The sequence below is a fragment of the Comamonas antarctica genome (assembly GCF_013363755.1).
Taxonomy (GTDB): domain Bacteria; phylum Pseudomonadota; class Gammaproteobacteria; order Burkholderiales; family Burkholderiaceae_C; genus Comamonas; species Comamonas antarctica.
On record NZ_CP054840.1, the window covers coordinates 1,132,713 to 1,155,465 of the forward strand.

Consider the following 22,753-nt stretch of genomic DNA (forward strand, 5'->3'; position numbering starts at 1 on the left):
TCTTACGCCTGGACTGGCTTAGCAAACGGGGAGGTCAGTTGCGAAACGGCCTCAATGATTTCCAGGCCCAGCGCCTGGGCGATGCTGAATTCCATAGCCGCGCCCTTGCTGCCGGCCCAGCCAGGCAGCAGGTAGATGGCCTCGCAGGTCATCAGCTGCCACAGGCCCATGCGCATATAGCCTTGCCATGTCCCGCAGGGCGGGGCTGGGTTCTCGGCCGGGTTCTCGACATGCCAGCCGCGGGCGCGCAGCTCGGCCGCCTTGGCGTTGAATGCTGGGTAGTTCAGGTCCGGCAGGCCGGACATGGGTCCAGCGAGGTAGACGCGCTTGGCGCCATGGCGCGCCTGGATGACGCTCAGCATCGAGACGATGCAGCGCAGGTCCTGCTTACCCAGCAGCACCTGGCCCGCGCGGCGTACCTGATCGGCGAGCACATGGCGCGCGATGCGCCAGCCCATGGCGCCACCGCCGACCAAGGCCAGCTTGAGCAGCACGATGCGAAGAATTTGGGTCCACATGGTCAGGTTCCTTTCAGCGTGAGGCGGCCACGGGCGCGGCCTGGGGAGCGTTTTCGGCGGCCAGCTCAAGCAGGACCACCAGGGCGATGTGCAACTCTTTTTCGCGGTTGCACAGTTCGTAGCCGCGAGCAGTGCGCCATTCCGCAGCAGGCAGGTGTGCGACCTCGCTGGCTGCAACCTTGTGCTTCGCATCGATGTGCGCCAGCACTTCGCGGAACGTCGGTTCACGCATGAATGGCCTCCACACGTTCGACACGCAGCACGCCCTTGCCGCTGACCAGATGGGCGCGGTTTTCGGCCTGGTCTGCGTTGGCCGCCTTCACTCGGATCGTGGGCAGCAGGCCGGCGTCGGCCAGTTCTTCCAGCCCGGCAGGGTCGGCGTTCTTGGGGATCAGGTAGGCGCGGTAGCTTTTGAGCGCCTGGATGTTGTGATGCATGGTTGGCTTTCCGGTTGGATGCGTGTCGGGTCGGGTGGCTTATGCGGCGCTGGCCTGTTTGAACAGCGGCACCACCTGGGCGCCGCTGTCCAGATCAAGCTGGCCCTGGCCGGGGTGAGGGGCCACAGGCTGCTGCGCGCGCGCAGTCTTTGCCTCTGCGCGGCGAATGGCGGCGAAGCGTTTGCCGATGTCGGTGCTCACGGCGTTCGTGTACTTGAAGCCGGCCGCCATATCGGTGGCGCGGCGGGTTGGTTCGGTGCGTTTGGCGGGCATGGCCTTATCTCCAGCAGGTAGTGGTGGGAAAAAATTCGGTGCGCAGCACGCGCACGGTGGAAAGTGCGATCAGCAGATCCGCCAGCAGCTCGGGCGGCGTCGCCATCACCTCGCGCTCCATCTCGTCGCGCGCCGGCTGGCTGTCCTGCATGTCAGCGCATCGACGGCTGGCGGCCATCAGCACTTGCGCGCGCAGGGATGAGGCTTTCGCGTCTTCGGGAGGTCGGCGGGTTTGCCCGGTGTGACGGGCGTTCGTGCGTACTGCGGGCATGGCGATTTCTCCTTTGACGGATCAGTGCGAAAAAACGGCGGGGGTGGTAGTCGATTCGGGCCGGTAGAGCACCGAATCACGGCTGTCGGGGCTAGACCAGTCCTCTTTTTCGTGCCGGCCGCGGCCCATGAAGGCGCGGCGCAGCTCGCCGCCGAGGCGAGCCGTACAGTTATTGAAACGAGTCCAAGCGGGCGCCAGCGGCGCCCGTTCAGCGCCCAGCGCGGGCGCTGCGCCAGAATCCAGAGCCGCAGCTGCTGCAGGCGCGGCGACATCGGCGGCAAGCGCTTCCTGGGCGACCGGGCTCCAGGCAATGCGGCGGCTTACCAGCCAGCGGCCGGTGCGTGCTTCGAGGCCGACCACGCGGCCTTCGGTGATTTCTTCGCCGTAGGCGTTCACGGCGCCGGCTGGCACATCGCGGCGCGCGATGCGCAGGTGCCACCGGCCGCGCGGTACGCAGTGGCCGCCCATGGCGCCCATGAAGCGGCACCAGTCCGCCTTGATGTCGCCCGTGCGGTGGCATGCATGCCAAGCCTGGGAGGTAGTCTTGTCGCCGTCGAAGTGCAGGCGCTCGACCTGATCCTTGCCCACGCGGCGCAGCTCGCGCCAGACAGTCACGCTGGGCATGCCCACGGCCTGAAATTGGCGAATGCCCCAGGTGCTGGCCCATGCGTCCACGCGGACATGGCCCGGCACGTCGCCAGTGGACACGTCGAACAGGTCGCCTTGCACCACATCCAGGTGATCAGCCAGCGCGGCGTGGCCCACGCTCTTGGCGATGTACTTGGCCACATAGCCCGCAGCGCCGCCAGCGACCATGCGCTTGATATTCACGCGGTTGGCTTTTGCGCCTGGCTCGTCGCCGTCATCGCTCAACCAGTATTTGCGCACCGCAGCCTCCAGCAGTTGGGCCTGCTGTTCGGTCTCAGCCCAAAGCAGCGCATGCCAGTGTGGCGTAGCGTCGTGGTGCGGCTCGGCCACTCGAATGCCGTAGATATTGACGCCCTGGCGCTTGAGTTTCGCGCGCACCTTGGCCCACATGTCGCGCAGCCACAGCTGTGCGTCACGCGGGGTGCTATGGCCGTCATAGCGCGGATTTGGACGGGGCCGGCCGCGTCCGTTCTTGCCTACGCTCACGGCATGAAATCGGCTGGGTGTGGTGAGCGTGAGGAACAGGCCCACATGGGCGCGGTGGTCCGCGTATTCCTCGGCGCCGCGGATGCGGGTCATCAACTCGCCGCCACGGATTACCGGGTTGGACGGCGACAGGGCTGCCAGCTCGGCGAGGTTGAACACCTGGCCAGCTTCGTTGCGGTAGAGGGTGCGCTGCAGGCCTTCAGCGTTTCGCTGCAGCTGGGCAGTGCGCCTTGCCAGCCCGGCATTGCTGACATAGCCGCCGGCGCGACGGTTCACGATGCCCAGCCGCACAGCGCCGGCCTCGACCACGCGCGCCACATGCTTGCGCAGTCCACGGCGCCACCAGGCAGCATCCTGCGCGCGCTTGATGGCTGGTTCCCCAACGATGGGCTTTTCTTCCTGCAGTCCCACCATTCGGACCAGCAGACGGATGGCGTCCACACGCTCGGACAGCGGCAAGCCCTTGCCAATGGCGTAGTCATCCAATTCGTCGGCCTCCGCGGCCAGCCGCTTGGCCATGGCGCGGATCTCATCGTCGCTCATGTTCCAGCGCGCGGCCTGGCCATAGTTCTCGTCGAATTCCTCGATGGCCAGCAGCGCGTCATGCGCGTTGAGCCATTCAGGGCCTTCTTTGCCCATTTCCCCCAGGCCCAGGCGCTGCATGGGCTCGTGCCACTGTGCCGGCACGGCCTTGAGCAGTGCTTCAAGCGCAAAGGAGACATGCCAAGCGCGCGGCTTGTTCTTCTCCCATGCCTTCAGGGTTTCGGTGGGCAAATTGCGGGACATGGCTACCAGTTCCCCGACAAGCTGAAAACGCCAGCCATGGCGGCGCGCAGGGATCGCACCTCGGCTTTGATCGCCGCGCGCTCCGGGCCTGGTAGCTCGCGCCATTCGCGCAGCGCAAGCTCGGTCAATTCGCCATCGATGCCTGCCAGCAGATGCAGGCACATGCGGTGCTCGCGGGTAAGCGCTGCCCACTCCTTGCTTTCGGCATCGCTCCAGCGTTGATTGCTGGCGCGCTGCACAGCCTCGCTTTTGAGGTCTCGCAGCCGTGCGCGGGCTTCTGTCGGCGACATGCTGCGGTAGTTCTCGGGCAGGTCGCGCGCCTTGGGCAGCAGCTGCGCAGGCGCCAGCGCAGGCGCTTGGGTCGGCTGCGCGGTGTTCTGCATCATCCGCAGGAACTCGTCGAGACGCACATCCGCCAGATTCATTGCGCGCCATCCTTCACGCGCACGGCGCACAGGTACAGGGCCAGGCCATACAGACGCTCTGCAAAGTCGATTGCCATGTCGCGGTTGGCTGCACCGACCACCAAACGGCGGCGCACGCGCATTTCATCCACATGGGTGATGGCGAAACTGCTCATTTAGAAGCCTCTTCGCCGCAGTGGGTGCGTGCGTAGCTGTCAAAGGTATTTGCAGCGCGGACAGCATCGCGCGCTGCGAGCTTCAACCGCTCTGCCATTACCAGGGCCTGCATGGGTGTCAGCTCTACCGGGAAGCCGTAGCCATCCACTCTCACCACAATTACGGTGATGGAGGGCTTGCATTGCGTATCACCGCGCGTGACGCCGCTGCGTACACCGACAGACGATATTCCCGCCACACCTTTGATTTGTACGCCTACTGGCACGTAGTAGAGAAGGTCGCTCTCATGCGGCTCTCGTCCCTCGACAAGATGCTCAAAAAAGGCACCGAGCAGCTTGCGCCCATAACGGCGTGGAATCGTCAACTGGCGAGTGGCGCAGCCAGTGCTATCTGGGGTTTCGGTGGTGGTCATAGCCGGGTTTCAGGTTCTTTAGGGTGAGCGAATCCCGCAGGGCCTGAAACAGGCCCCGCAAGATCAAGGAAAAGGGGGAAGGCGTGCGCCTTAGTCGGCTGGTGGCGGATTGCCGCCGAACAGGTCGCCGGTCAACGGCTTTGTGAACACCGGGCAGTGTTGCGACTGCTGCGCGTAGTCCATCTGCGCGCGCACAAGGTCACGGCGCACATGGGTGGATAGCGGCAGGTGAATCGATGGATCGGGGGTGGCGCTGGGGGAAAGCGTGCGGACGATCTCGGTGTGCGCCACGAAGGTGTGGCCGCATTCGGGGTTGTTGCAGCAATAGGTCACCTCGCGGGTGAGCTTGGTGATTCGGCGGCTGCTGCGGATCAAGCTGGGCGTGTCGCAGTGAGGGCATTCCAGACGCGTGCGTTCGTTGGGCAACTCTGGAGCGTGCGAAGGCCTGTCTTCCTGTGCAGGCGTGGTGATTGACTCGGTACGTGCCACAAACGCATGGCCGCAATCCTTGTTCGTGCAGCAGTAGCTCGCTTCTGGTGAGAACTTCTCGTCCGTGATGCGGCGGATACGAAACACACTGACGGCACCGCAATGTGGGCATTCCAGATCACCGCGATCGCTAAACAATGCCTCAGATTTCGCAGGTGCAGGTTTGTAACAACCGTGTGCGCTTGTGCCGACAGCTTTGGGAGACTGGTTGCTGATGCTGATTCTGCGCACGCCTACACCCATGGCCGCCTGGGCGAAGCCATGATGTGCCTGTAGTGCTTGGTTGCTATCGGTGGTGAATGGGCTGCTCATGGTGGAGGCGGCTCAGTTGGCTGTGCCGGTGGTCGTTGTGGTGGCGGCCACCGGCATGCTCAACCGGCCGGCATCGCGGTAGGCCTGCATGCCCATTAGGTAGACGATGCGCGCGAAGTTGCTTGACGAACGCCCCTCAGCCGCAGCGCACGCGTGCGCGTAGGCCAGCTCTTCCTTCGGCAAACGCAGGGCGATGGGCTTGTCGTTTACCAAGCCGTCCAGCGTGCCGGAGCGGTGGCGGGTGAGGTGCGCGGTGGTGGTCATGTACTATTGAGAACTGGGTGTTACAACGTAAACGGATCATTGCTGGAAATTTCCAGCATGTCAATAGATGACCGCTGGAAATTTACAACAAATGGGCGAGCGTCTGAGGGAGGAGCGCATGCGCCTCGCCTTTTCGCAGCTGGCTTTTTCCGATGCTTGCGGGGTGAACCGCGGGACTCTGGCCACCTGGGAGAAAGGAGAGCAGTCCCCCAATGCTGCGGTCTTGGCTGTAATGGCGCGGGCTGGTGTGGACCTGCTGTACGTCGTCACGGGCGCCCGCTCAGCCGAGTCTTCCAGCACGCTGGCACCGGCCGAGCGTGAGTTGCTGCAGGCGTGGCGCGATGGCTCCGCTAAGGGCAAGGCTGCGCTGCAAGCTGTTGCCGCATTGGTCAAAGACGATTGATGCGAATCGTTTGACTCTGGCAAAGAAAATAATTTTCTATAGCGCCCAAAGGCGCATTTCAGGAGGGAGTGGTAATGAAAAAATTGCTCAAGTGGATTGCTTTTGGCTTTCTCGGTTTACTGGTGCTGGGTTTCGTGATTGAGTCGACCAAGTCTCCAGAGCAGAAAGCTGCCGATCAGGCTAATGCTCAGCAGCGAGAGGCCGATGAAGCTCAGGCTAGAGCATTACAGGCTAAGCAGGAAGCCGACAGTTTGCCCACCGTCACGGCAACTGAAATGGTCAAAGCTTATGAGGCCAATACCATCGCGGCCGATCAGCAATTCAAGGGCAAGAAATTCAAAGTCACCGGAACAATTGGCGACATCAACACAGACATTATGGGCAACCCATATCTCGTTTTGCGCGCGAGTGGCAACCCTTTTAATCAACCACAATTCAGTTTCGACAAAGGTGCCAGCGCGCAACTGGCCAATGTGACCAAGGGCAGCAAAATCACGTTAATTTGCACTGGCAAGGGCGATGTTGCCAAGACACCAATGTCTGGCAGCTGTTCGATAATTTAATTTCAGATCGATGTATGAGGCACCCCAGTCCATCTAGCGTATACGTGGGCCTGGGGCTTCTAATCCTCGCTGGCTTCATCCCCACCATCCACCCCCTCGGCCTGCAGCGTCTCCAGCGTGATCTGGCTGGTATAGCCGCTGCTACTCAGTGAATGCCGCACGGCCGTGATGATCCACGCTGTCTTGTCGATCTGGGGCTTGTAGCCGCTGACAACCACCGGCCGCTGTGGCATCAGGTCGGCGCGGCCGTAGGCAAGGGCGATGTCGAAAGAGTAGATCCCGCGTTGGATGCGCAGCCATTCGGCACGCGCGGCGGCCAGCGCGTCGGCCTCGCTGGCAAAGGTCTGGCGCAGGGTCTTCGCTCGGCCGCTGATGCCCGCAATCACGCTGGAACGGGTTCCCTTTTTGACGTTGTTGTAGAACGCCTTGACGCCGCTGTAGGCATCCCGGTCTGACCTGGCCCAGCGGTGCTGGTCGCCATCGCTGCGCACGATGCTGGCGGTGGGCAGTTCCTTGCCGCTCGGCGTGCGCGTCTTGCGCGCCTGGCTGAAAAGCAGCGTGCCGGCCTTGATGTTGCACAGGCAGTCGAACTGCCGGCCCAGGCGGCGCAGAAATGACGCATCGGATTCATGCGCTTGATCGGCGTGCGTGACCTTGCGCCCAGCGATTTCCTTGTCGATGCTGACCTTGAGCTTATTCTGCGCGGCGATGCTGCGGACGATGGTGCCCAGGGTGGTCTTGTGCCAGCTGCGATCCTTCACCGTGCGCAGCTCATCGAGCAGGTTGGCGGCCCGCGCGCGCAGGGTGATGGTGTCGGGGCTGCCGCTGTATTCGACGGCCTGGATGCTGTAGCTGCCCTTATCGATCAGGCCCAATGGGAAGTCCCCCGTTTCGGCCTGGGTGGCTGCCTGAAATGGCCCGGTGGAAGGGCTGACGGCCCAACCAATGGCCACCGTGAGCGGGTCACCGGTTTCTGGCAGTTCCACGGCGCCGTCATGGTCGCTGATGACGATTTCCACTTCGTCGGCCTCGCCGTCGCGGTTGTCCGTGATGGTCAGGCTGACCAGGCGCGGGTTAAGCCGCGCGGATATGTCCTGGCCTTTGACGTTGATCTGCCAGATGGGCCGCAGGTGGCTCAATGTGCGCCCACGCCGGCGGCCGGTGGTGCTGGCCTTGGGCAGGGTGGCGTCGATGTCGGAAACGTCGCTCATGGTGACTCCATCAGGTGATGCTGATTCCCTCGTATCCCGCCAACTCCCCCATGGAGTTGTATTCGCTGGATTCATCGGAATCGTCGGAATCGGCTTCGCTGTCGTCTTCGTCAACGCGGCGCAGGTTCAGGCTGAATTCCACTTTGCGCGGCGTGCCGTCCACGAAAAACAGGGTTTTCGTTTCCTCCAGCTCGGTGATGACGAAAGCGCCGTAGACGGTGCCGCTTCCCTCGACCAGTGCCCAGGCATGGCCGGTGTTGGCCATGCGGCGCAGTTCGTCCAGGCTGGCAACATCGCCGGCGAATTCTGGGACGATGCTGCCGCGCAGGCTGATGGTGTCCTCGCCCGCGCCCATGAACTGCGAAGCGTCGCGCGCGCCGGCGCGGGCCTGGGTGGGGTGCTTCCAGGAAGTGCGCCGTTGCAGGTCCTGATAGGACGCGGTGTCGAGGCCGAAGACAAAAAGGCCGAGGCAAAGCTGCATGGTCAGTTGTTCCAGTCGTAGAAGGCAGATTGCGCGCGTGCCGCTTTGGCGCGCTCGCGGCGTTCGAGTTCGGCGGTCACCATGCGGGCAATGGCCTGTTCATCCATCCCGGGCGCGGCGTGGATCTGCAGCGTGATGGTGTCGCCTTGGATTATGGGTGCCGGGCGGGGCGACGAATTTGCGGCCAGTGGGGGGCGCCTGTCGATACGGAAGGCATCCGGTTGGCCTGGCTGTATTGCGTCCGCCTGGGGTGCCATGGCCGACACGGCGGGCAGAGCTGGAAAAGCAGGCAATCCAGGTACCGCCGGCATGGCGAGTACTGCCGCTGGCAGCGAAACCGCAGCAGCGGCCGCCATCGCCGCGGCTGACTTGCGCACCATATCGGAAGTGCTGCCAATGCCAAGCGCCGCGCCTTCGCCGACGTTGACGCCCGCCGCCATAAATACGCGGCTTGGCGAGTGGATCCCCAGCTTCTCCTTGAACCATCCGATTGCGGAGTCGGCAGCGCCGCCAATGGCTTCGCGTACCGCGCCGAGTCGGCTGGTGATGCCGTTGGCCAGCCCTTGCAGGATGTTGGAGCCGAACTCGGTGAAGCGCGCGGGCAACTCGAACCCCAGATAGGCCATCGCCGCCGCAAATGCTTGGTGTAACAGGGCAGCGGGGGACCAGTTGACGATAGCCGCACCGATGGAAAGAAGCGCCCCGGAAACCATCCCGCGCAGCCGTTGCCAGATGCCGGTGGCACCGGCCAGCAGTTGCGCCCAGGCGTTGACGAGCGTGGCGGTGATGGACTGCCAGGCGCTGCCGATGGTCGATGCGATCGTCTGCCACATGCTGCTGAAAAACTGTGTTATCGGCTCCCAGTTCTTGTAGATGAAATAGGCAGCGGTACCCATTGCGGCCGCCGCAATGATGAACCAGCCAAGCGGCGTGGTCAGCATGGCCAGCCCCAGGCGCATGAACACAATGGTCAGCCCTCGCAGAGCCGCAATAATGCCTGGCAGCTTGACGCCCAGCATCCCAAAAGCAAAACGGACCAGCATCACCTTGCCCACGAAAAGGGCCAAAGGAACAAGCAACAGGCCGAGTCCTGCCGTCAATGTCGCCAAGGCAGCCACGGTGCGAACAATGGCGGCGGTGATACCTGGATGTTCCTTGACCCAGGCACCTATGCTGCTGGTGATTTCGCCGATCCAGTTAATGATGCCCTTGGCGTCGCCCTGGACCGTTTCACCAATGCTGGCCATCACGTTGGTGAAGCCACCTTGCGCCGCTTCCATCACGTTGGACAGTGTGCCGAGTTGCGATTCGACGCGCTGCTGCAGGCTGGCCTGGGCATCCATCTTGGCCGTGGTTTCCTTGTAGCCGTCGAAGCCTTTGGCCATGAAGTTGCGCAGCACCTGCATGTTTTGCGCATCAGTGCCGAACAGCTCGGACAGCACCGCTGTTTTCAGAATGTCGTTGTCGCCCAGCGCCTTCAGCTTGTCCAGCTGCTTGAACAGGTTCTCGATGCCGGCGAACTTCCCCTTCTTGTCGGCGAAGTTCAGCTTGATGCCTTTGCCGCTCAACATCGCATTGGTCTTTTGCAGCTTCTTGCCGTTCAGACCCGCAGCAAAAATCTTGTCGATGGCATTGCCCGCGCTGGCCCCGTCGGTCATGCCGGCCTGATTCATCATCACCAGCAGGGGGGACAGGTCCTTGTATGCGTCGACCCCTTTCTTGCGCAGAAGGCTCATGGCGCCGGCCATCTTGGTGATGCCGGACAGCTGATAGTTCTGATCGGCGCCGAGGTAGGCGTTCTTTTGCAGCATGTCCATCAGGCCCAGCATCTCGCCCTCGGTGGCCTGCGTGGCGTCCTGAATCTTGGCGGCAAAGGCAGCAGCCTCAACCACCGGCATCTCCAGCTGCACGCCCAGCAGCGCCGCTGCCTCGCCGGTGCCGCCAAGAATGGCCTGCGCGGAAATGCCTTCCTTGCGCAGCACCGTCATCATGTTCACGAAGTCGGCCGTGGTGCCCGGGAGGCGGTCGCCGAGGCGCTTGGCCAACGCATCGATCTGCGCGAATTCGGCCGAGACGCTGCCGTCAGCCTGCATCATGCTGGCGCGCAGCTGGGTGGATGCGTTCTCCTGTTCAGCATAGGTGCCCAATGTCGCCTTCACGGGCCGCGCCATGGTGCGACCGGCGGCAACCATGCCCACGCCCGTCGCGGCCATCATCCCGGTGTGCTTCATTGCCTTACCGTGCTGTTCCTTGAGCGCGGCAACGCGATCCTGCTGCGCCTTCAGTGTGGCCAGCGCCTGCTTTTGACGGTTCACCGCCGCAGTCGCCGTGTCGATCTGGGTTTTCAGGCTGCGCGACTTGGCGCCCAGGCGGTCGGTGCCCATGCCAGCGTCCTGCAGCCGCCGCTCGTAGCCTTGCAGGCGTTCCTGTCCGGCGGTGATCTTTCCGGTCAGCTGCCCGATATCGCCCTGCGTGTTCTTGATCTGCGAGCGGTATTTGCTGATGGATGCGTTAGAGCGTTCGTAGGCGCTTTGGCTGCTCAACAGCCGAATGCGGGCCATCTCCAGCTGGCGCGAAAACTCCGGTGTGGCGGTGGCGCCATCCTCTAATGATCGGGTCAGCTGCGCATGGGATTCTCGGGCTGTCTTGAGGCTGGCCGTGATCTGGCGATGTCGTTCGCGCTGATCTTGGAGCCCTGCGTTATGGGCACCCAGCTTTCCCTGCAGCTCCTGCAGGTCGCGTTGCTGGCCGCGCAGCTGGATGCGCGTGTTGCGCAGGCCGTTGACGTCCTGCTGCACCTTTTCCAAGTCGCGCAGTTGGTCGCGTGTGGACTTGAGGGCCTGGGCGGCTTCCTGGCTGCCGCCGCGGATTCGTTTGAGTGGTTCAAGGACTTTCTCGCGCAGGTCCAGAACCAACTGCATGCGCGCATCAGCCATGGGCGCCCCCGTTCAAACGGTGAGCGCGCAGGGCGGCGGGCGTCAGCGGTCGGGCGCGTCCAGTAGCCGCTGGATCTCGTCGGCGCGGGCCGCATTGTCCTTGGCGCTTGTGCTGGCCCACCAGCCGGAAGCCGCCATCAGCGGCGCCAGGGCGAAGCCCAGCAGGGCAATTGCTGCCAGGACTGCGAGGACGACGATCAGGAATGTCATGGGTCATGATGCTACACGCTTTGCGTCTGGGCCCGCACGCGGGCGCGTTCTCTCCATTCCATAAGCTCCGCGATGGCCATGTCGTGCATGTCCACCGGGCGCCAGTGGAAGACCATGGCCAGGTCGGCCATGGCTTCCTCTATGCAGTCTGGTATTCCTCGCGGATGCTCTTGCGCACGAAAAAACTGGCCACCCGCACGCCCAGCTCGGTGAGGTCGGCAGGGTCCAGCGCCGCGACGTCCTGGGTGGTCAGCGTTGGCGTGGTGATGCGTGGCATCAGCATCTGGAGCGCAACCACATCGAGGTTGAGCAGTTCGGTCAGCTTGATGCCACGCAGTTCGCCCGAACGCGGCTTGCGCAGGGTCACGGTTTCAATGAATTGCTCGCCGCGCTTCAGGGGCTGGTCCAGCTTCACGGTGTTTTCGTCGCTGGCGGTGGTCTGGTTTTCGTTCATGTCGGTTCTCGGTGGATGTGGCTTGAAGGCCGGGCCCTGCGGCCCGCCCTGGTGGATCGATGGTGGTGGAGCGGGCAGGCTTACATGCCGATGGCGCGGCGGATGGCGCCCAGCTGGTCAACGCCATTGACGCGGAACACCATGCCCGGCATGTCGATTTCGATGACGTCGGCGCCGTTGATCGTCAGCTTGTAGTAGCTGACGCTGACTGTGTGGGTGTGCTCGGTGTCGTCGCCGGCCTTGGCATCGCCTGGATCGAGTTCGCGCACACGGCCGCTGACCATCACTTCCACGGTCATCACTTCGTTCGTGCTGTCGTCTTGATATGCGCCGGCAAAGCGCCACTGGTTGGCGTTGTGCGTCGTGCCGCCGAAGGCGACGTAGCCGTCCAGCAGCATGCCGCCAGCCTTGAAGGACAACTCGAGCTTTTCCAGGCCGAGATCCACTTCGATGGGGCCATGCATGCCGCCGCCGCGCCATTCCTCGACTTTGCGCGTGAGCTTGGGTAGCGTGACGGAATCGATCAGGCCGCGCCAGCTGTTGCCGTCGCCGAACAGGTTGAAGTTTTTGAGCTTGGAGGGCAGTGCCATGGGGTAGTGCTCCTATGTTGGGTGGTTGATGGCTTATGCCTGGATGGACAGGGCGAACTCGGCGAGGTACTCGTCCGTGATGGCCTGCTCGAAGATCAGGTTTTCCAGCGGCGGCACGGGCGTGTAGCGATAGCCAATGAGCAGGCGGCCGGCCGCGAGGTCTTCCTTGCTGTTGCGGTCCGGGTCGAAGTAGGCTTCGGCGCCGATCAGGTAGCCACCGGCCACCAGATCGCGGAAGCGGCTATTGATGTAGCCCAGCATGTCGCGCACCAGGCTGGGGTGCATGGGCTTGTCGATGAAGGTGAAATGCGCCTCGGCGATGGTGTCGGCCAGCACCTGGGCGGTGCGGGTGTAGTTCTCGAAAGCGAACTTGCCGCCCTGTTCCTCGCAGGTGCGCGAGCCCCAGAAGCGGTAGCCGCTGCGGCGGATGATGGTGGTGACTTCCTTGCTGTTGAGGTAGCCGGCATCGCTGGCAGGGTTCTGCAGGTCGAAGAACACATCCTTCGTCATGCCCTCGGGGCCGTTCACGACGGCATTGGAGATCGACTTGTGCCAGCCGACCTGTTGATCCAGCTTGGCGCGCAAGCCCAGCGCGTAGCCGACGGCTGGCATTTCGGCGGCCTCGCCGGCTTCGGCATCCCACGCCAGGAAGTTGGGCCACATCACCATCAGCTCGCGCTGGCCGAATTCGGCGCGGTATGCCGTGGCTTCTTCCTTGGTCGCTGCGTACTGGTCATTGACGCCGCGCGCCGCGGCGTAGCCGAACGCGCGCAGCTGCTGGCAGATGCTGGCCACTTCGGTGGCCACGGCCTTGGTGTCCAGGCCGGGCACGCCGATGATGCGCGGCTTGACGCCGAGCGCGCCCTCGGCCGCGAGCAGGGCCTGCAGGCCGGTGCGCTGGCCGGCAGCGGTCGTGGTGCCGATCACATTGGTCGTGGTCGCTGCCGCATCCACGCCTTGCTCCACGCGCACCACGACGGTGAGCGCGCGGCTTTGCTTGCTGATCGATGCGAGCGCCTTGGCCAGCGTTCCCGCCGCGCCGACCTTGCCGACGGAGCCGGCCGGGTTGGTAAGCAGAACGGGCACGTTCAGCGGGAACGCGTCGACGTCGGCATCGGGCGCGGTGCCCACCAGGCCGATGACGGCGGTGGACACCACGCGGATGGCCGCGCCGGCGCCCGTGGTTTCGATGACGCGAACGCCGTGGTGATATTCGGTGCTCATGGCTGGGACTCCTGTTGCGTGGTGGTGGTTTGCGTGGTGGCCGCGGCTTCGGCCGAGGGCCAGCCGCTGGTGATGTCGTAGGCGCGCGCTTCTTCCAGCGACTTCAGCGCGTCGATGGCGTCGGCGTGGGCGCGCTCGGCGGTGTAGCAGCGCTGCACGTGGCGGGCGATGGCGCCGGCAATGTCGGTGAGCTGCGCGATGGACAGCGATACCCAGCCGGATGCGGCCTTGAAGTCGACCGACTCGACGCCGGCCAGCGTGGCATTGGCCACCACGCTAGTGATGCGGTTCTGGTCCTCGATGGCGGTGGCCACGCGCACGCCGGCCACGACGATGCTGCCGGTTTCTACGGCCCAGCGGTGCGCAGCCGCGGCGCGCAGCAGTTCGCCCTGCAGGTCGGCCAGCGTGGCGGCCTGGGGTGTGCTGGTGACCTCCTCGGGCGCCTGCAGCGTGCCGCCAACGTCGGCGAGGGTCGAGCCAGGCGGCACGCCGATGCGTTCGCCCGTGGTCGTGTCGTAGACGGTGGCCGCGCTGTAGTCGGGCAGGTAGTCCCACGGGTCGGCCGGCTCGCCTTCCGGGTTGTAGCGGGCGCACTCCAGCGGTCCCAGCGCGCGCGGCAATGGTGCATCCAGTGCCAGGCTGGGCAGTGGGTAGAAGCCGGGCTCCAGCGGGCTGGCATAGGCGCGGGTGGCGCCCAGGAAAAAGCCGGCCATGTTGAGCTGCGGAACTACTTTGAATTCCGGCGCGGCCTGCTGCGGCGCCTGCTCGATGTCGGCGGCATCTGCCGCGGGTGTCTCGGTGGTGCTGTTGGTCATGGTCAGTACTTGATGAATGCGCGGCCGGAAAGGTTGGCCATGCGGGTTTCGCTTGCGCCCGTTGCGTTCGTGGTGAAGGTATGCAGGTGCGTGCCGCCGCCATAGGTCTGCACGCCGTGCGAATGGGTACCGGTGCCTTCGGCGGTTGCGACCAGTCCCTCCCAGCCTTCGGCGGCGACGATCCCGAGCTGCCCGTCCCAGGTGCCGCCGCCAGAATCTCGCCGCATGACGTGGCTGTGCTCACCGCCCGTGGTGGTGTAGCCGCTGTGCGTGTGGTCGCCCGCGCTGGCGGTCGTGCCGGTATGGCTGTGCGATCCCAGCGCGCTGGCTTGATAGCTGCCCAGCACGCGGCTGGGGTCAACGCCGCGCCCTTCGTCCAGATCGCGCCGCGCCAGGCCGCGCAGGTCAGGCACGTTGAAGGTGGTGGAACCGTCGCCTGCGCCGTACCGGGTTCCGATGGCTGCAAAGAGATCTGTATAGACCGCGCGCGAGTAGGCCGCCCCGTTGCAGCGCAGGTATCCCACAGGCGAGCCCTCGCCGGCGTAGTCAAGGTATGAGCCTGCTGGCACCACGCCACCCTTGCAGCCTGAGACGATGAGGGCGTCGTCTACGGTCACGTTCCCCAGAGCGCGCAGACTGCGCAGCCACAGATCGCGGTGATCCTGTGGGGTGTCTCGCGCCCAGTCGCCCCACATGTGGAAGATGCCATTGGCATCCATGCCGAACTGGTTCAGCACACGGCTGTTCCACTGGAAAGCCCAGCGCGGCGCATAGTCGTTGCTGGTCTGCGTGGAGCTTGCGTAGGCATTCTCACGAACCATGCCAGCGGCAGCCGATCCATAGGCACTTACCTGCTCGGACCAGTGCTCCCCGCGTTCCATGCATTGCGCCAGTGTCACGCGCACAGGGTAGGTCTTGCTGCCGTTGTACCCCATGAGTGTGGGGATTGCCACCCCATCGGCGATTGCCTTCTGCGTGCTAAACGTGGGTGTCGTTCGGTTTACGGCTACACCGTCAGGCGCGACTGAACTGCTCGCATCGATGATGGTGTGCCCATTGCCGTAGCCCGTCCAACCCAGCTCACCTGCAACCTTCTTTTTCGCTACATCGTCACCAGCCCAGTTGGCGCGATCGCGGTAAATAGAGATGCGCTCCCAGGCATTCATGGCACCGCTTTCCGACTGCGTGCGCATGGCAATGACACTGCTGTTTGTGTGCATCGCATTCAGCCACAAGCTGCAGTTGGATGCCTTGTCGCCCGCAGCGTCGAAGCGAACCACTGGCCCGGGAAATGGCGCACCTGCGCTGTAGGTGAAGCCTGTGCTGTTCGGCGCCATGTTGTCTGCATGCACCGACCAGCCGGCGTGCGCCATGATATGGAGGGGCTTGCCGCTGACCCCAGCCCAAGGCACTGCGGCGGCGCTATCCGCTTGGTTGGCCGCCAGAGCGCGGATGCTCCACGTTCCATAGGCACCTGTGCCATTGAGCGCGGGCGCATAGCTGGTGAAATTGCCCGAATGCAGGTAATACCACCAGGGCGAAAAAGCGGCGTCATCGATGCGCACGCGCCAACGCACTTCACCGTCGTACTTATATTCTGTCTGCACGCGAGAGGTCGAGCCGCCCGCGGCGATGGTGTTCAGCGCAGTGGAGAAATTGCCTTTATTGACGTGGTAGGTGCCACGCTCCAGCGCTGCATCGAGTTGTTCCGCTGTGATGGAGCCGCGATAGCGTTGATATTCCGATTGGCCTTTGCCGCCAAAGGTCTGAGCATTCCCTGTAACGCTGATGGGCCAAGTGCCCATCGCACCGTCGCCCATGAGCGTGGGCGCATAGTTGTTGAAGTTGTCGCTGTCCAGCACGCGCTGGAATGCTTGCCAGCCTGCGGCACCTGTTCGCATTCGTTTGAGCGACGCTCCAGCTGGATACTGGCCATCCGTGCCGAACGAAGTGAAAAACTGCGTTGCCCAATCGCCGCCGTGCTGGATGTGGATGACGAACCACCAGCCCATGCTTGGCGCGCCAGGCATGCCGTGGCCGCGGAAAAAGCCCGTTCGGTTCAGGTCGTTTACGTTCTGACCTTCGATCAGCACCGCGCTGCCGCTTTCGATAGCAACGCGGTTGGCCAGATCCTGTGGCAGAGCGTCGAGGGTCACGCGATCACCGGCGGCCATGAAGCCGGCCTCTGTCGTGGTAGCCACGGCATGAGAGCCGCCGCGCGAGCCAACATGGTTGCTGGGCGTAGCGTCGGTGATGCCATAGCCGCCCAGCGTGGTCGGCTTTCTCTGCACGTTGCTCCAGTCGGGCTTCATCGTCTTGCGGGCGGCTTCGACAACCCGTCCAAAATCGTCCACCTTGAAGGCGGGCGCTTCGGTCTCGCTGCCATATTCGCCGGCAGTCACGCCGGACTTGTCCAGTTCGATCGTGCGATCAGCGGCCAGGTCGCCGCCGCCTTTCAAACCGGTGCCTGCCTTGATCTTGGTGGCCACCAGCGCGCGATCCGCAAACAGCTTGGCCGCGCTGGCCGGCGTCAGCGCGCGCTGGCCATCCTTCAGCTGCTCGGCCTCTGCCGCGGTTGCCAACTCCACCACGCCCTGGCGCTCGGTGGTTGCCGGCGGGTTGATGAAGTTGGTTTCGCCAAACTGCAGCGTGCTGATGTCCACGCTGCCGTCGAGCACTCGCATGTCGGTCGCCAGCATCAGAATGGACGCCACGGACTTTTCGAGGATCACCGCGGCCTGGCTGTAGGTGCCCAGCAGCACGCCGTTGTCGAGGTAGAGGCCCAGCCCGCGCACGGTGTAGGTGTCCTCGCCATCGTCGCGGATGGTGATGTGGATGGTGTCCTTGGCCACCACATCGCCGGCAATGGAAGGCAGGCGCTTGATTTCGTTCGGGATGCTGGCCAGCGCGTCGGTCGGTGTGAATGCGGTGGCCGTGACTCCGACGCTGACGATGGTGCGCGCCTGGCTGCCGTCCTGCTTGGCATTGATGAGGGCTTGCCGTCCGGCGTTGGTGAGTTTGAAGATGATGTTCATGTGGATTCGCCGATCACTGCACGGCCATGTCGAGGCGGGCATAAGCCATGGGCCGGCCGACCGCCGCGAGCTTGATGGATGCCGAAGCGTTGAGCCCTTGGATGAAGGTGAAATGCGACCGCAGCGGTTTGACGCGCGCCACCTCGGCCATTACGTCCTGGACAAATGCAGCGCTCGACTGCGCGCCGTCCTGCCCGGTCATGGTGAAGACCAGCTCGAAGGTGTGTGGTGTGCCCCGGGGGGTGGTCTGCCACCATTCGCGGATGCTGATTGCGCCGCCGAAGCTGGCCACGGTGTCGCGCACGCTTTTGATGGTTCCCCTTTGGCGCTGGACCTGAATGGCGTTGCGCACGATGGCGCGCTTGATGGCTTCTGGCCACTCGCTGCGCCAGGCCTCGACGCCCATGGACCAGGCCAGCCAGGGCAGGTGTGACAGCGGGCAGGTGTCGGGATTCCACAGCGCGCGGTGCGGCTGTGGAATGGCCGACAGGTGGGTCGCCATGACTTGCTCGGCCGCGCGGTCGAGCGCCGAGGCATTCGGCGGCAGCAGCGAATCAGTCAACGGTGCCTCCATAGGTCACATCGATGGCCGTACACCAGCTGGCCTGGGTCTCGCTCACGGCCACATCGGCGGCCGGGCTGGTCAGTTCCACCCGCTGCACGCCCTCGATGTGCAGCGCCGCGTAGATGCCCGAAAGCGTGGGCCTGCGCCCGATGCGGTGCATGTCCGCGGCATAAGCCTGCACGCGCAGCAGCGCGGTTTCCAGCACGCTCGAAGAATCAGGGCCGGGCAAGGTGTAGACCTTGGCCGAAATCAGGTAGGGCACGATGCCGGCCGCCTGGACGATGACCTCATCGGTGAGCGGTCGCACATCGTCGGCATTCACGGCGGCTGCCACCTTGGCGAGCAGCGCCTGCGGCGGAACGCCGCTGCCATCGCGCGCCAGCACGGACACGATGACAGTGCCGGGTGATGGGCTGGTGGCTGCGGCATCGAGCACCTGGCCGTCGGCCGTCTTGGCGTGGTAGACGTAGGCGCCGACCGGGCCGGCCACGCTGTAGCCGCGCGGCGCAAGCTGGATGCGGGTGCGGAAGGTGTCATCGTCTTCCATCACTGCCACGACCGGCGGCACGGCGGCGGGGTCGGCCTCGGTGATGGTCAGCCGCTGGACGCCGAAAAACACCGCCAGCTGGTCGAGGTCGCTGCCGTGGGCATATGCCAGCATCACCGCATGCGCGCTGTCGTTGCGCGCGCTGCGCTCCACCACAAGCTGGTAGGCCAGGCGCTCCAGCAACTTTGTCAGCGGCTCGGATTCCAGTCCCAAGGTGGCAGCGGTGAGGGTGCGCAGCTCGGCAGGCATGGCCGCGATGAGGTCGGCTTTCAGCGCAGCAAGGATGGCCTCGGCATCGGGCACCGTGACCACTGCCGGAGCGGGCAGCTTGCTCATGTCGATCAGTTGGGCGCTGCTCATGCCTGGCCCCCGCGGAGTTCGACGGTTTGGCGCGTGATGCTGGACTGGCCCTTGTCGGTGCGCTCGATGGACAGCACCGTCCGGCCGTCTGCGCCCAGCTCCAACGTGGCACGGCGCAGCCGGGTACGTGGCTCATGCTTCATGATGGCCTGCGCTGTCGCCGCCTGCAGCCGCAGGATGTTGGCTGGCGTCATCGGCTGGTCGATCATCTGCGGGATGTAGCTGCCGTAGCCGCGGCGCATCAGGCGCGAGCCGATGGGCGTGGTGATGATGTCCGTGATGGACTGGCCGATATGGTCGCTCCAGCCTATGCGGCGGCCGGTGTTCACGTTCATCATGCGGCACCTCGCGGCGAGCTGGTGTTATCTCCGCCGCGCAGAACTTCGCCGTGAACGTGTCCGGCAAGGCTGATGCCGTTGGCCACCACATCCTGGGTAGTGCTCAGGGTCCCCTCGATATCGGCGGAGCTTCCTGCGCCAGACGCTTTGCCGCTGCCGCGCATGCCGCCCTTGTAGGTGAGCGATCCATCCACGGTGCAGTTGCCGGTCATCGTGACTTCGGGACTGTCGACCGTGACGCTGCCGGGCGCGATCAGCGTCGCTGTTCCGCCAGCCGCCAGCGTCACCAGCAGGGCATGCGCGGCGTGGTCATATTCCACGACGGTGCCGTCTGGGTACTCGGTAATGGTCTTGTTCGGGTCGTTGCTGGGCGCAGGGTTGCCGGTGCTGTTCAGGCCGACCAGCACCACGGCCGCGCCCAGGTCGCCGCTGGGCGAGAGGACCGTTGCCTGTTCGCCCGCGGTGGGCGGGTTCCAGGTCTTGGTGCCGCCCGCGCGGCATTCGTGGTACGGGCGCCAGTCGGTGACCAGTTCGCCGATCTGCACGCGCACCCGGGCAGGTTTGCCTGGGCCGCCGTGATCCACGGAATGGATGGAACCCACGCGGATGAGGTTATGCACCAGACGCTGCAGTTCGGACAGGACAAGGATGGGGTCGGGCGTAGACATCCCCCCTAATTTGCCGGTTGGCGCCCTGGCGCGCGAGGAATGCTATGTGTGGCGGGAGCCGGGACGGAAGCGGCCCGCCAATGGGGCGGATTCAGGCGGGGATTGCGTGCCGGATCAGGATGTCCGCGACCGCTTCAAGGTCGGCCGCCATGAAGCCCAGCAATTCGCGGCGGGCGTAGCGCACCGACGGACTGCCCGGGTCGCGCCGGTCCACCTTGTCGGTCAGGCCGAACTGGTGGACTCGGGCTACGCGCAAGGCACGCGGCTGCATGGCCACCATCGCCGAGTCGCTGGTGGCCTTGCGCTGCAGGTTGCGCGCTTTGCGCAGGCCCAGGAACATTCCGCGCCGGATGCCGCCTTTGCTGGCGGCCAACGATGCGCGCGGCCGGCGTGCCTCATAGGGTGAGCCGTCCGGGTTGCGCTGGCTGGCGATCCGCTGGGTCTGGCTGCGCCGGAGGTATTCCGCCACCTCGGCCATGGCGGCTTTGCGCGCGACCGGCGCGAGGCGCGCGAGCAGCGGCGTGGCCCATTCGGCGATCTGGTCGATGGATTCGGCCATTACCCGATACCTTGCGTGGTGTGCCACTCGGCCCCGATCTTGTCACCAAGGTACAGGGTGTACTCGCCTTCCGCGTAGGGCTTGGGGCTATAGGTCTCGCCGCGGTGGCTGGTAGTCAGGGTCTGCCGGCCCTGTTCATCGCGCCCCTCTGTCACCGTCACTGCCTCGGTCAGATCGACCTCAATGGCCAGGTCGATCAGGTTGTCGGCCAACGGCTCTACGTCGAAGCGGACAGCCTTGGCGGCCCGTTCCTTGTTCTGGAATAGCTCGTTCTGGTAGGTGTGGAGCCAGGCGAGCAGGGGCACTGTGATCAGGTCCAGATCGTCCGTGAAATCCAGCAGCACCAGGCGCACCGTGTAGCGGTACTCGAAGGAGAGCGTATCGCCGCTGCGCGCCACGACGTTGCCGCCCTGGACAAACATCTTGAGGCGCTGCGGGTCGGTCTGCAGCGCGGGCACCGCGCCGGCGAGGAATGCGCGGAGCGCGTGCGGCTTTTTCATGGTGCGGCGCCGTTCACTTTTGCCCGGACGGCGCCATAGGCGTCGATGCAGGTGTTGAGGTCCCGGATTGCGGCGTCGCCTTCGCCGGTGATTCCAAGAAGCGCTGCAGCATCCTCTCGGTCAAGTTCGGCGCGCGCTTCGGGATTGCCAGGGCTGGCACGTTCGGCGCTGACGCCAGGGCCGGGCTCTGGAGAGGTGCGGACTGACAGGCGGATAGAGCCACTGCGCAGGCCAGCAGCCAGGCTGTCGATTGAGCTTTTCGCATCGTTTTGTCCTGTGCGGTTGGTGTCGAGGATCTGTTCGAGCGAGTCGGCCAACTGGCCGCTGCGCTCCAGGGTTTTGGCGAGCTGCTGCACAGTGCCGGCCAACTGGTCGTTTTGTACGCGCAGGCTGCCGCGCTCCTCGCCGCGCTGGTCGGCGCCGTAGAGCGCGCCCAGCACGGCCAGGGGAAGCACCGCCTTCAGGATCATCGTGGCGGCGGCTTTCATGCCGGCAGGAACTGCTTGTCGCTGAGCAGTTCGCCCAGCGCGCGATTGAGCTGCCAGCCGTACTGGAAGCGTTCGTCCTTGGGGCGGCGTTCCGCCAGTTCGAGCAGGTAGTTCGACTGCTGCGAGGCCACCATGCCGAAAAGCACGTTCGCGCCTTCGCGGCCGCGCTTGCCCAGAAAGGCCTGCAGGGCGCCCAGGGTCAGGGTGCCGATGCGGCCATCAGCCGTGATATCGGCGTAGTCGGCCTGGTTGCGATTGAGCACGTTGAGGACACGCTGCAGGTGGCGCACGGCGGTGCTTTGCCCTGCGAGCACGCCGAAATCCATCATGCAGTCGGCCAGGCCAGGGTACAGCTGCGCCACGCGGTGGAAGCCGGGTTCGACCCAATAGCGCTTGATGTAGATGCTCTGTGCGGTTTCGCGCGGCAGGTCGCGCATGTCGCCCTTGTAGCCATAGGCGCGCGCAGTTGCCACCGTGATGCCGTAATTGGTCTCGCCGCCGGAGTCCTGCGGATCATGGACGTAGCCGCCTTCACGCTCGATGAGGTCATTGATGTAGCGGATGGTTTCGGCAGTCATGGGCGGCCTCCCGTCGCGTTCGCGTTGCCGCCGGCAGACGCGCCGCGGCTCGATTCGGCCAGGTCGTGCCGGGCGTCCCGGGCAATCTCGGTGATGGTCTTGCCCTCGCTGCGTTTGAGCCACAGGAACACGCCCGCAACCACCCACGGACCAGGAATGGAACACACCACGAACACGCATCCGGTGATGACGAAGAATCCCGCGATGGCGGGCAGGGCCGCCAGGATGGCCAGGCGCGCGCCGGCGTCGAAGATGCCCGGCCAGTGCTGCATGAGCATCACCAGTGCCGGCACGCCGAGAACGAAGCCGCTGACCAGGCAGGCCAGAACCCGGTTGAGCAGATCGCCGCGCGGGTCGGTGGCGCGCAGCGGCACGAAGCGCAGGCCCAGCCAGAACGCAAGAAGGCTTGCCGCAATCGGCAGCGAGAAAAGGGCGAGCTTGTAGCCGGCGAAGGTGCCGGCGGCGGAGGTCGGTTCGGTCATGGTGGTGCGCGTCGGTTGGTGGTGGTGGCGGTGGTGGGTGAGAGGGCGGGGGCGGATCAATCCCATAGCTTTACGGTTTGGGTTGCGGTGGGGGCGGCGGGCAGGTCTGGCAGGGTGACCAGCAGACCCATGGGCAGGTTGGTGCCGTGGGCAGCCAGGCCAGGATTCAGCGCGAGCGTGGCTTCGGTAACTTCGGCCGTGGCGCGAAGGTGCCGCCAGCACAGCAGGTCCACGGTGTCGCCTTGCTGGGTGCGCACGGTCGTGGGCAT

Annotated in this window: 33 protein-coding genes; 2 read left to right on the top strand and 31 right to left on the bottom strand. The window is 64.7% G+C overall.

What is annotated here, in order from left to right:
• Positions 1-2: 2 nt before the first annotated feature.
• From HUK68_RS05270 to HUK68_RS05320, 11 genes are all read right to left on the bottom strand, one after another.
• Positions 3-518, bottom strand: a complete 516-nt coding sequence (locus tag HUK68_RS05270) for a DUF4406 domain-containing protein (protein ID WP_175503244.1) — start codon at positions 516-518, stop codon at positions 3-5.
• 13 nt (positions 519-531) lie between these two features.
• Positions 532-750 (bottom strand): hypothetical protein, encoded by a 219-nt coding sequence (locus tag HUK68_RS05275; RefSeq protein WP_175503245.1) that lies wholly within the window; start codon positions 748-750, stop codon positions 532-534.
• Positions 743-955, bottom strand: a complete 213-nt coding sequence (locus tag HUK68_RS05280; RefSeq protein WP_175503246.1) for a hypothetical protein — start codon at positions 953-955, stop codon at positions 743-745. Before HUK68_RS05280 ends, HUK68_RS05275 begins: the two co-directional genes overlap by 8 nt.
• 39 nt (positions 956-994) lie before the next feature.
• Positions 995-1,228 (bottom strand): hypothetical protein, encoded by a 234-nt coding sequence (locus HUK68_RS05285; RefSeq protein ID WP_175503247.1) that lies wholly within the window; start codon positions 1,226-1,228, stop codon positions 995-997.
• A gap of 4 nt (positions 1,229-1,232) precedes the next feature.
• Entirely contained in the window at positions 1,233-1,499 is a 267-nt protein-coding gene (locus tag HUK68_RS05290; protein WP_175503248.1) for a hypothetical protein, read from the bottom strand.
• A 21-nt stretch (positions 1,500-1,520) separates the two neighbouring features.
• Positions 1,521-3,419 carry a replication endonuclease gene (locus tag HUK68_RS05295; RefSeq protein ID WP_175503249.1) on the bottom strand — a complete coding sequence of 633 codons (1,899 nt, stop codon included), beginning with the start codon at positions 3,417-3,419 and terminating at the stop codon, positions 1,521-1,523.
• Positions 3,420-3,421: 2 nt separating this feature from the next.
• Complete coding sequence (locus tag HUK68_RS05300) at positions 3,422-3,844, bottom strand: hypothetical protein (RefSeq protein WP_175503250.1); 423 nt, start codon at positions 3,842-3,844, stop codon at positions 3,422-3,424.
• Positions 3,841-3,999, bottom strand: a complete 159-nt coding sequence (locus HUK68_RS05305; protein WP_175503251.1) for a hypothetical protein — start codon at positions 3,997-3,999, stop codon at positions 3,841-3,843. Before HUK68_RS05305 ends, HUK68_RS05300 begins: the two co-directional genes overlap by 4 nt.
• Positions 3,996-4,412 carry a hypothetical protein gene (locus HUK68_RS05310; RefSeq protein WP_175503252.1) on the bottom strand — a complete coding sequence of 139 codons (417 nt, stop codon included), beginning with the start codon at positions 4,410-4,412 and terminating at the stop codon, positions 3,996-3,998. The genes HUK68_RS05305 and HUK68_RS05310 overlap by 4 nt, the downstream gene beginning before the upstream one ends.
• 90 nt (positions 4,413-4,502) lie before the next feature.
• Positions 4,503-5,213 carry an ogr/Delta-like zinc finger family protein gene (locus tag HUK68_RS05315; protein ID WP_175503253.1) on the bottom strand — a complete coding sequence of 237 codons (711 nt, stop codon included), beginning with the start codon at positions 5,211-5,213 and terminating at the stop codon, positions 4,503-4,505.
• Positions 5,214-5,225: 12 nt separating this feature from the next.
• Positions 5,226-5,477: a hypothetical protein gene (locus tag HUK68_RS05320; RefSeq protein WP_175503254.1), complete on the bottom strand. Its 252-nt coding sequence runs from the start codon at positions 5,475-5,477 to the stop codon at positions 5,226-5,228.
• 91 nt (positions 5,478-5,568) lie between these two features.
• On the opposite strand from HUK68_RS05320, the gene HUK68_RS05325 reads away from it, so the two are divergent.
• On the top strand, positions 5,569-5,880 hold the full coding sequence (locus tag HUK68_RS05325; protein ID WP_279614302.1) for a helix-turn-helix domain-containing protein: 312 nt from the start codon (positions 5,569-5,571) through the stop codon (positions 5,878-5,880).
• Positions 5,881-5,954: 74 nt separating this feature from the next.
• Entirely contained in the window at positions 5,955-6,443 is a 489-nt protein-coding gene (locus HUK68_RS05330; RefSeq protein ID WP_175503256.1) for an OB-fold protein, read from the top strand.
• Positions 6,444-6,502: 59 nt separating this feature from the next.
• Here the strand turns inward: HUK68_RS05330 and HUK68_RS05335 are convergent, their stop codons facing one another.
• The 20 genes from HUK68_RS05335 to HUK68_RS05430 all read right to left on the bottom strand — a co-directional run bounded on the left by HUK68_RS05335 (position 6,503) and on the right by HUK68_RS05430 (position 22,753).
• A complete protein-coding gene (locus HUK68_RS05335; RefSeq protein ID WP_175503257.1) occupies positions 6,503-7,654 on the bottom strand; it encodes a contractile injection system protein, VgrG/Pvc8 family in 1,152 nt (383 codons plus the stop codon).
• Between the two features lie 10 nt (positions 7,655-7,664).
• Positions 7,665-8,135 carry a phage tail protein gene (locus HUK68_RS05340; protein ID WP_175503258.1) on the bottom strand — a complete coding sequence of 157 codons (471 nt, stop codon included), beginning with the start codon at positions 8,133-8,135 and terminating at the stop codon, positions 7,665-7,667.
• 2 nt (positions 8,136-8,137) lie between these two features.
• On the bottom strand, positions 8,138-11,071 hold the full coding sequence (locus HUK68_RS05345; protein WP_175503259.1) for a phage tail tape measure protein: 2,934 nt from the start codon (positions 11,069-11,071) through the stop codon (positions 8,138-8,140).
• A 42-nt stretch (positions 11,072-11,113) separates the two neighbouring features.
• Positions 11,114-11,281 (bottom strand): hypothetical protein, encoded by a 168-nt coding sequence (locus HUK68_RS05350; RefSeq protein ID WP_175503260.1) that lies wholly within the window; start codon positions 11,279-11,281, stop codon positions 11,114-11,116.
• Between the two features lie 11 nt (positions 11,282-11,292).
• Positions 11,293-11,412: a GpE family phage tail protein gene (locus HUK68_RS05355; RefSeq protein ID WP_175503261.1), complete on the bottom strand. Its 120-nt coding sequence runs from the start codon at positions 11,410-11,412 to the stop codon at positions 11,293-11,295.
• Between the two features lie 8 nt (positions 11,413-11,420).
• On the bottom strand, positions 11,421-11,735 hold the full coding sequence (locus HUK68_RS05360; RefSeq protein WP_175503262.1) for a phage tail assembly protein: 315 nt from the start codon (positions 11,733-11,735) through the stop codon (positions 11,421-11,423).
• Between the two features lie 80 nt (positions 11,736-11,815).
• Entirely contained in the window at positions 11,816-12,325 is a 510-nt protein-coding gene (locus HUK68_RS05365) for a phage major tail tube protein (RefSeq protein ID WP_175503263.1), read from the bottom strand.
• 33 nt (positions 12,326-12,358) lie between these two features.
• Entirely contained in the window at positions 12,359-13,549 is a 1,191-nt protein-coding gene (locus HUK68_RS05370) for a phage tail sheath protein (RefSeq protein ID WP_175503264.1), read from the bottom strand.
• Positions 13,546-14,364 (bottom strand): DUF4376 domain-containing protein, encoded by an 819-nt coding sequence (locus tag HUK68_RS05375; protein WP_175503265.1) that lies wholly within the window; start codon positions 14,362-14,364, stop codon positions 13,546-13,548. The genes HUK68_RS05370 and HUK68_RS05375 overlap by 4 nt, the downstream gene beginning before the upstream one ends.
• Before the next feature lie 2 nt (positions 14,365-14,366).
• Positions 14,367-17,399, bottom strand: a complete 3,033-nt coding sequence (locus tag HUK68_RS23215; protein WP_244146259.1) for a phage tail protein — start codon at positions 17,397-17,399, stop codon at positions 14,367-14,369.
• A gap of 13 nt (positions 17,400-17,412) precedes the next feature.
• Positions 17,413-17,961, bottom strand: coding sequence for a phage tail protein I (locus HUK68_RS05385; protein ID WP_175503266.1), 549 nt, complete (start codon positions 17,959-17,961; stop codon positions 17,413-17,415).
• Entirely contained in the window at positions 17,954-18,871 is a 918-nt protein-coding gene (locus tag HUK68_RS05390) for a baseplate assembly protein (protein WP_175503267.1), read from the bottom strand. The genes HUK68_RS05385 and HUK68_RS05390 overlap by 8 nt, the downstream gene beginning before the upstream one ends.
• Positions 18,868-19,209, bottom strand: a complete 342-nt coding sequence (locus HUK68_RS05395) for a GPW/gp25 family protein (protein ID WP_244146260.1) — start codon at positions 19,207-19,209, stop codon at positions 18,868-18,870. Before HUK68_RS05395 ends, HUK68_RS05390 begins: the two co-directional genes overlap by 4 nt.
• A complete protein-coding gene (locus HUK68_RS05400; RefSeq protein ID WP_175503268.1) occupies positions 19,206-19,877 on the bottom strand; it encodes a phage baseplate assembly protein V in 672 nt (223 codons plus the stop codon). The genes HUK68_RS05395 and HUK68_RS05400 overlap by 4 nt, the downstream gene beginning before the upstream one ends.
• Positions 19,878-19,968: 91 nt before the next feature.
• Entirely contained in the window at positions 19,969-20,436 is a 468-nt protein-coding gene (locus HUK68_RS05405; protein ID WP_175503269.1) for a phage virion morphogenesis protein, read from the bottom strand.
• Positions 20,436-20,936 (bottom strand): phage tail protein, encoded by a 501-nt coding sequence (locus HUK68_RS05410; protein WP_175503270.1) that lies wholly within the window; start codon positions 20,934-20,936, stop codon positions 20,436-20,438. The genes HUK68_RS05405 and HUK68_RS05410 overlap by 1 nt, the downstream gene beginning before the upstream one ends.
• Positions 20,933-21,424 (bottom strand): lysis system spanin subunit, encoded by a 492-nt coding sequence (locus HUK68_RS05415; RefSeq protein ID WP_175503271.1) that lies wholly within the window; start codon positions 21,422-21,424, stop codon positions 20,933-20,935. The genes HUK68_RS05410 and HUK68_RS05415 overlap by 4 nt, the downstream gene beginning before the upstream one ends.
• On the bottom strand, positions 21,421-22,002 hold the full coding sequence (locus HUK68_RS05420; RefSeq protein ID WP_175503272.1) for a glycoside hydrolase family 108 protein: 582 nt from the start codon (positions 22,000-22,002) through the stop codon (positions 21,421-21,423). The genes HUK68_RS05415 and HUK68_RS05420 overlap by 4 nt, the downstream gene beginning before the upstream one ends.
• A complete protein-coding gene (locus HUK68_RS05425; protein WP_244146261.1) occupies positions 21,999-22,484 on the bottom strand; it encodes a hypothetical protein in 486 nt (161 codons plus the stop codon). Before HUK68_RS05425 ends, HUK68_RS05420 begins: the two co-directional genes overlap by 4 nt.
• A 56-nt stretch (positions 22,485-22,540) precedes the next feature.
• Positions 22,541-22,753, bottom strand: a complete 213-nt coding sequence (locus tag HUK68_RS05430; RefSeq protein WP_175503273.1) for a tail protein X — start codon at positions 22,751-22,753, stop codon at positions 22,541-22,543.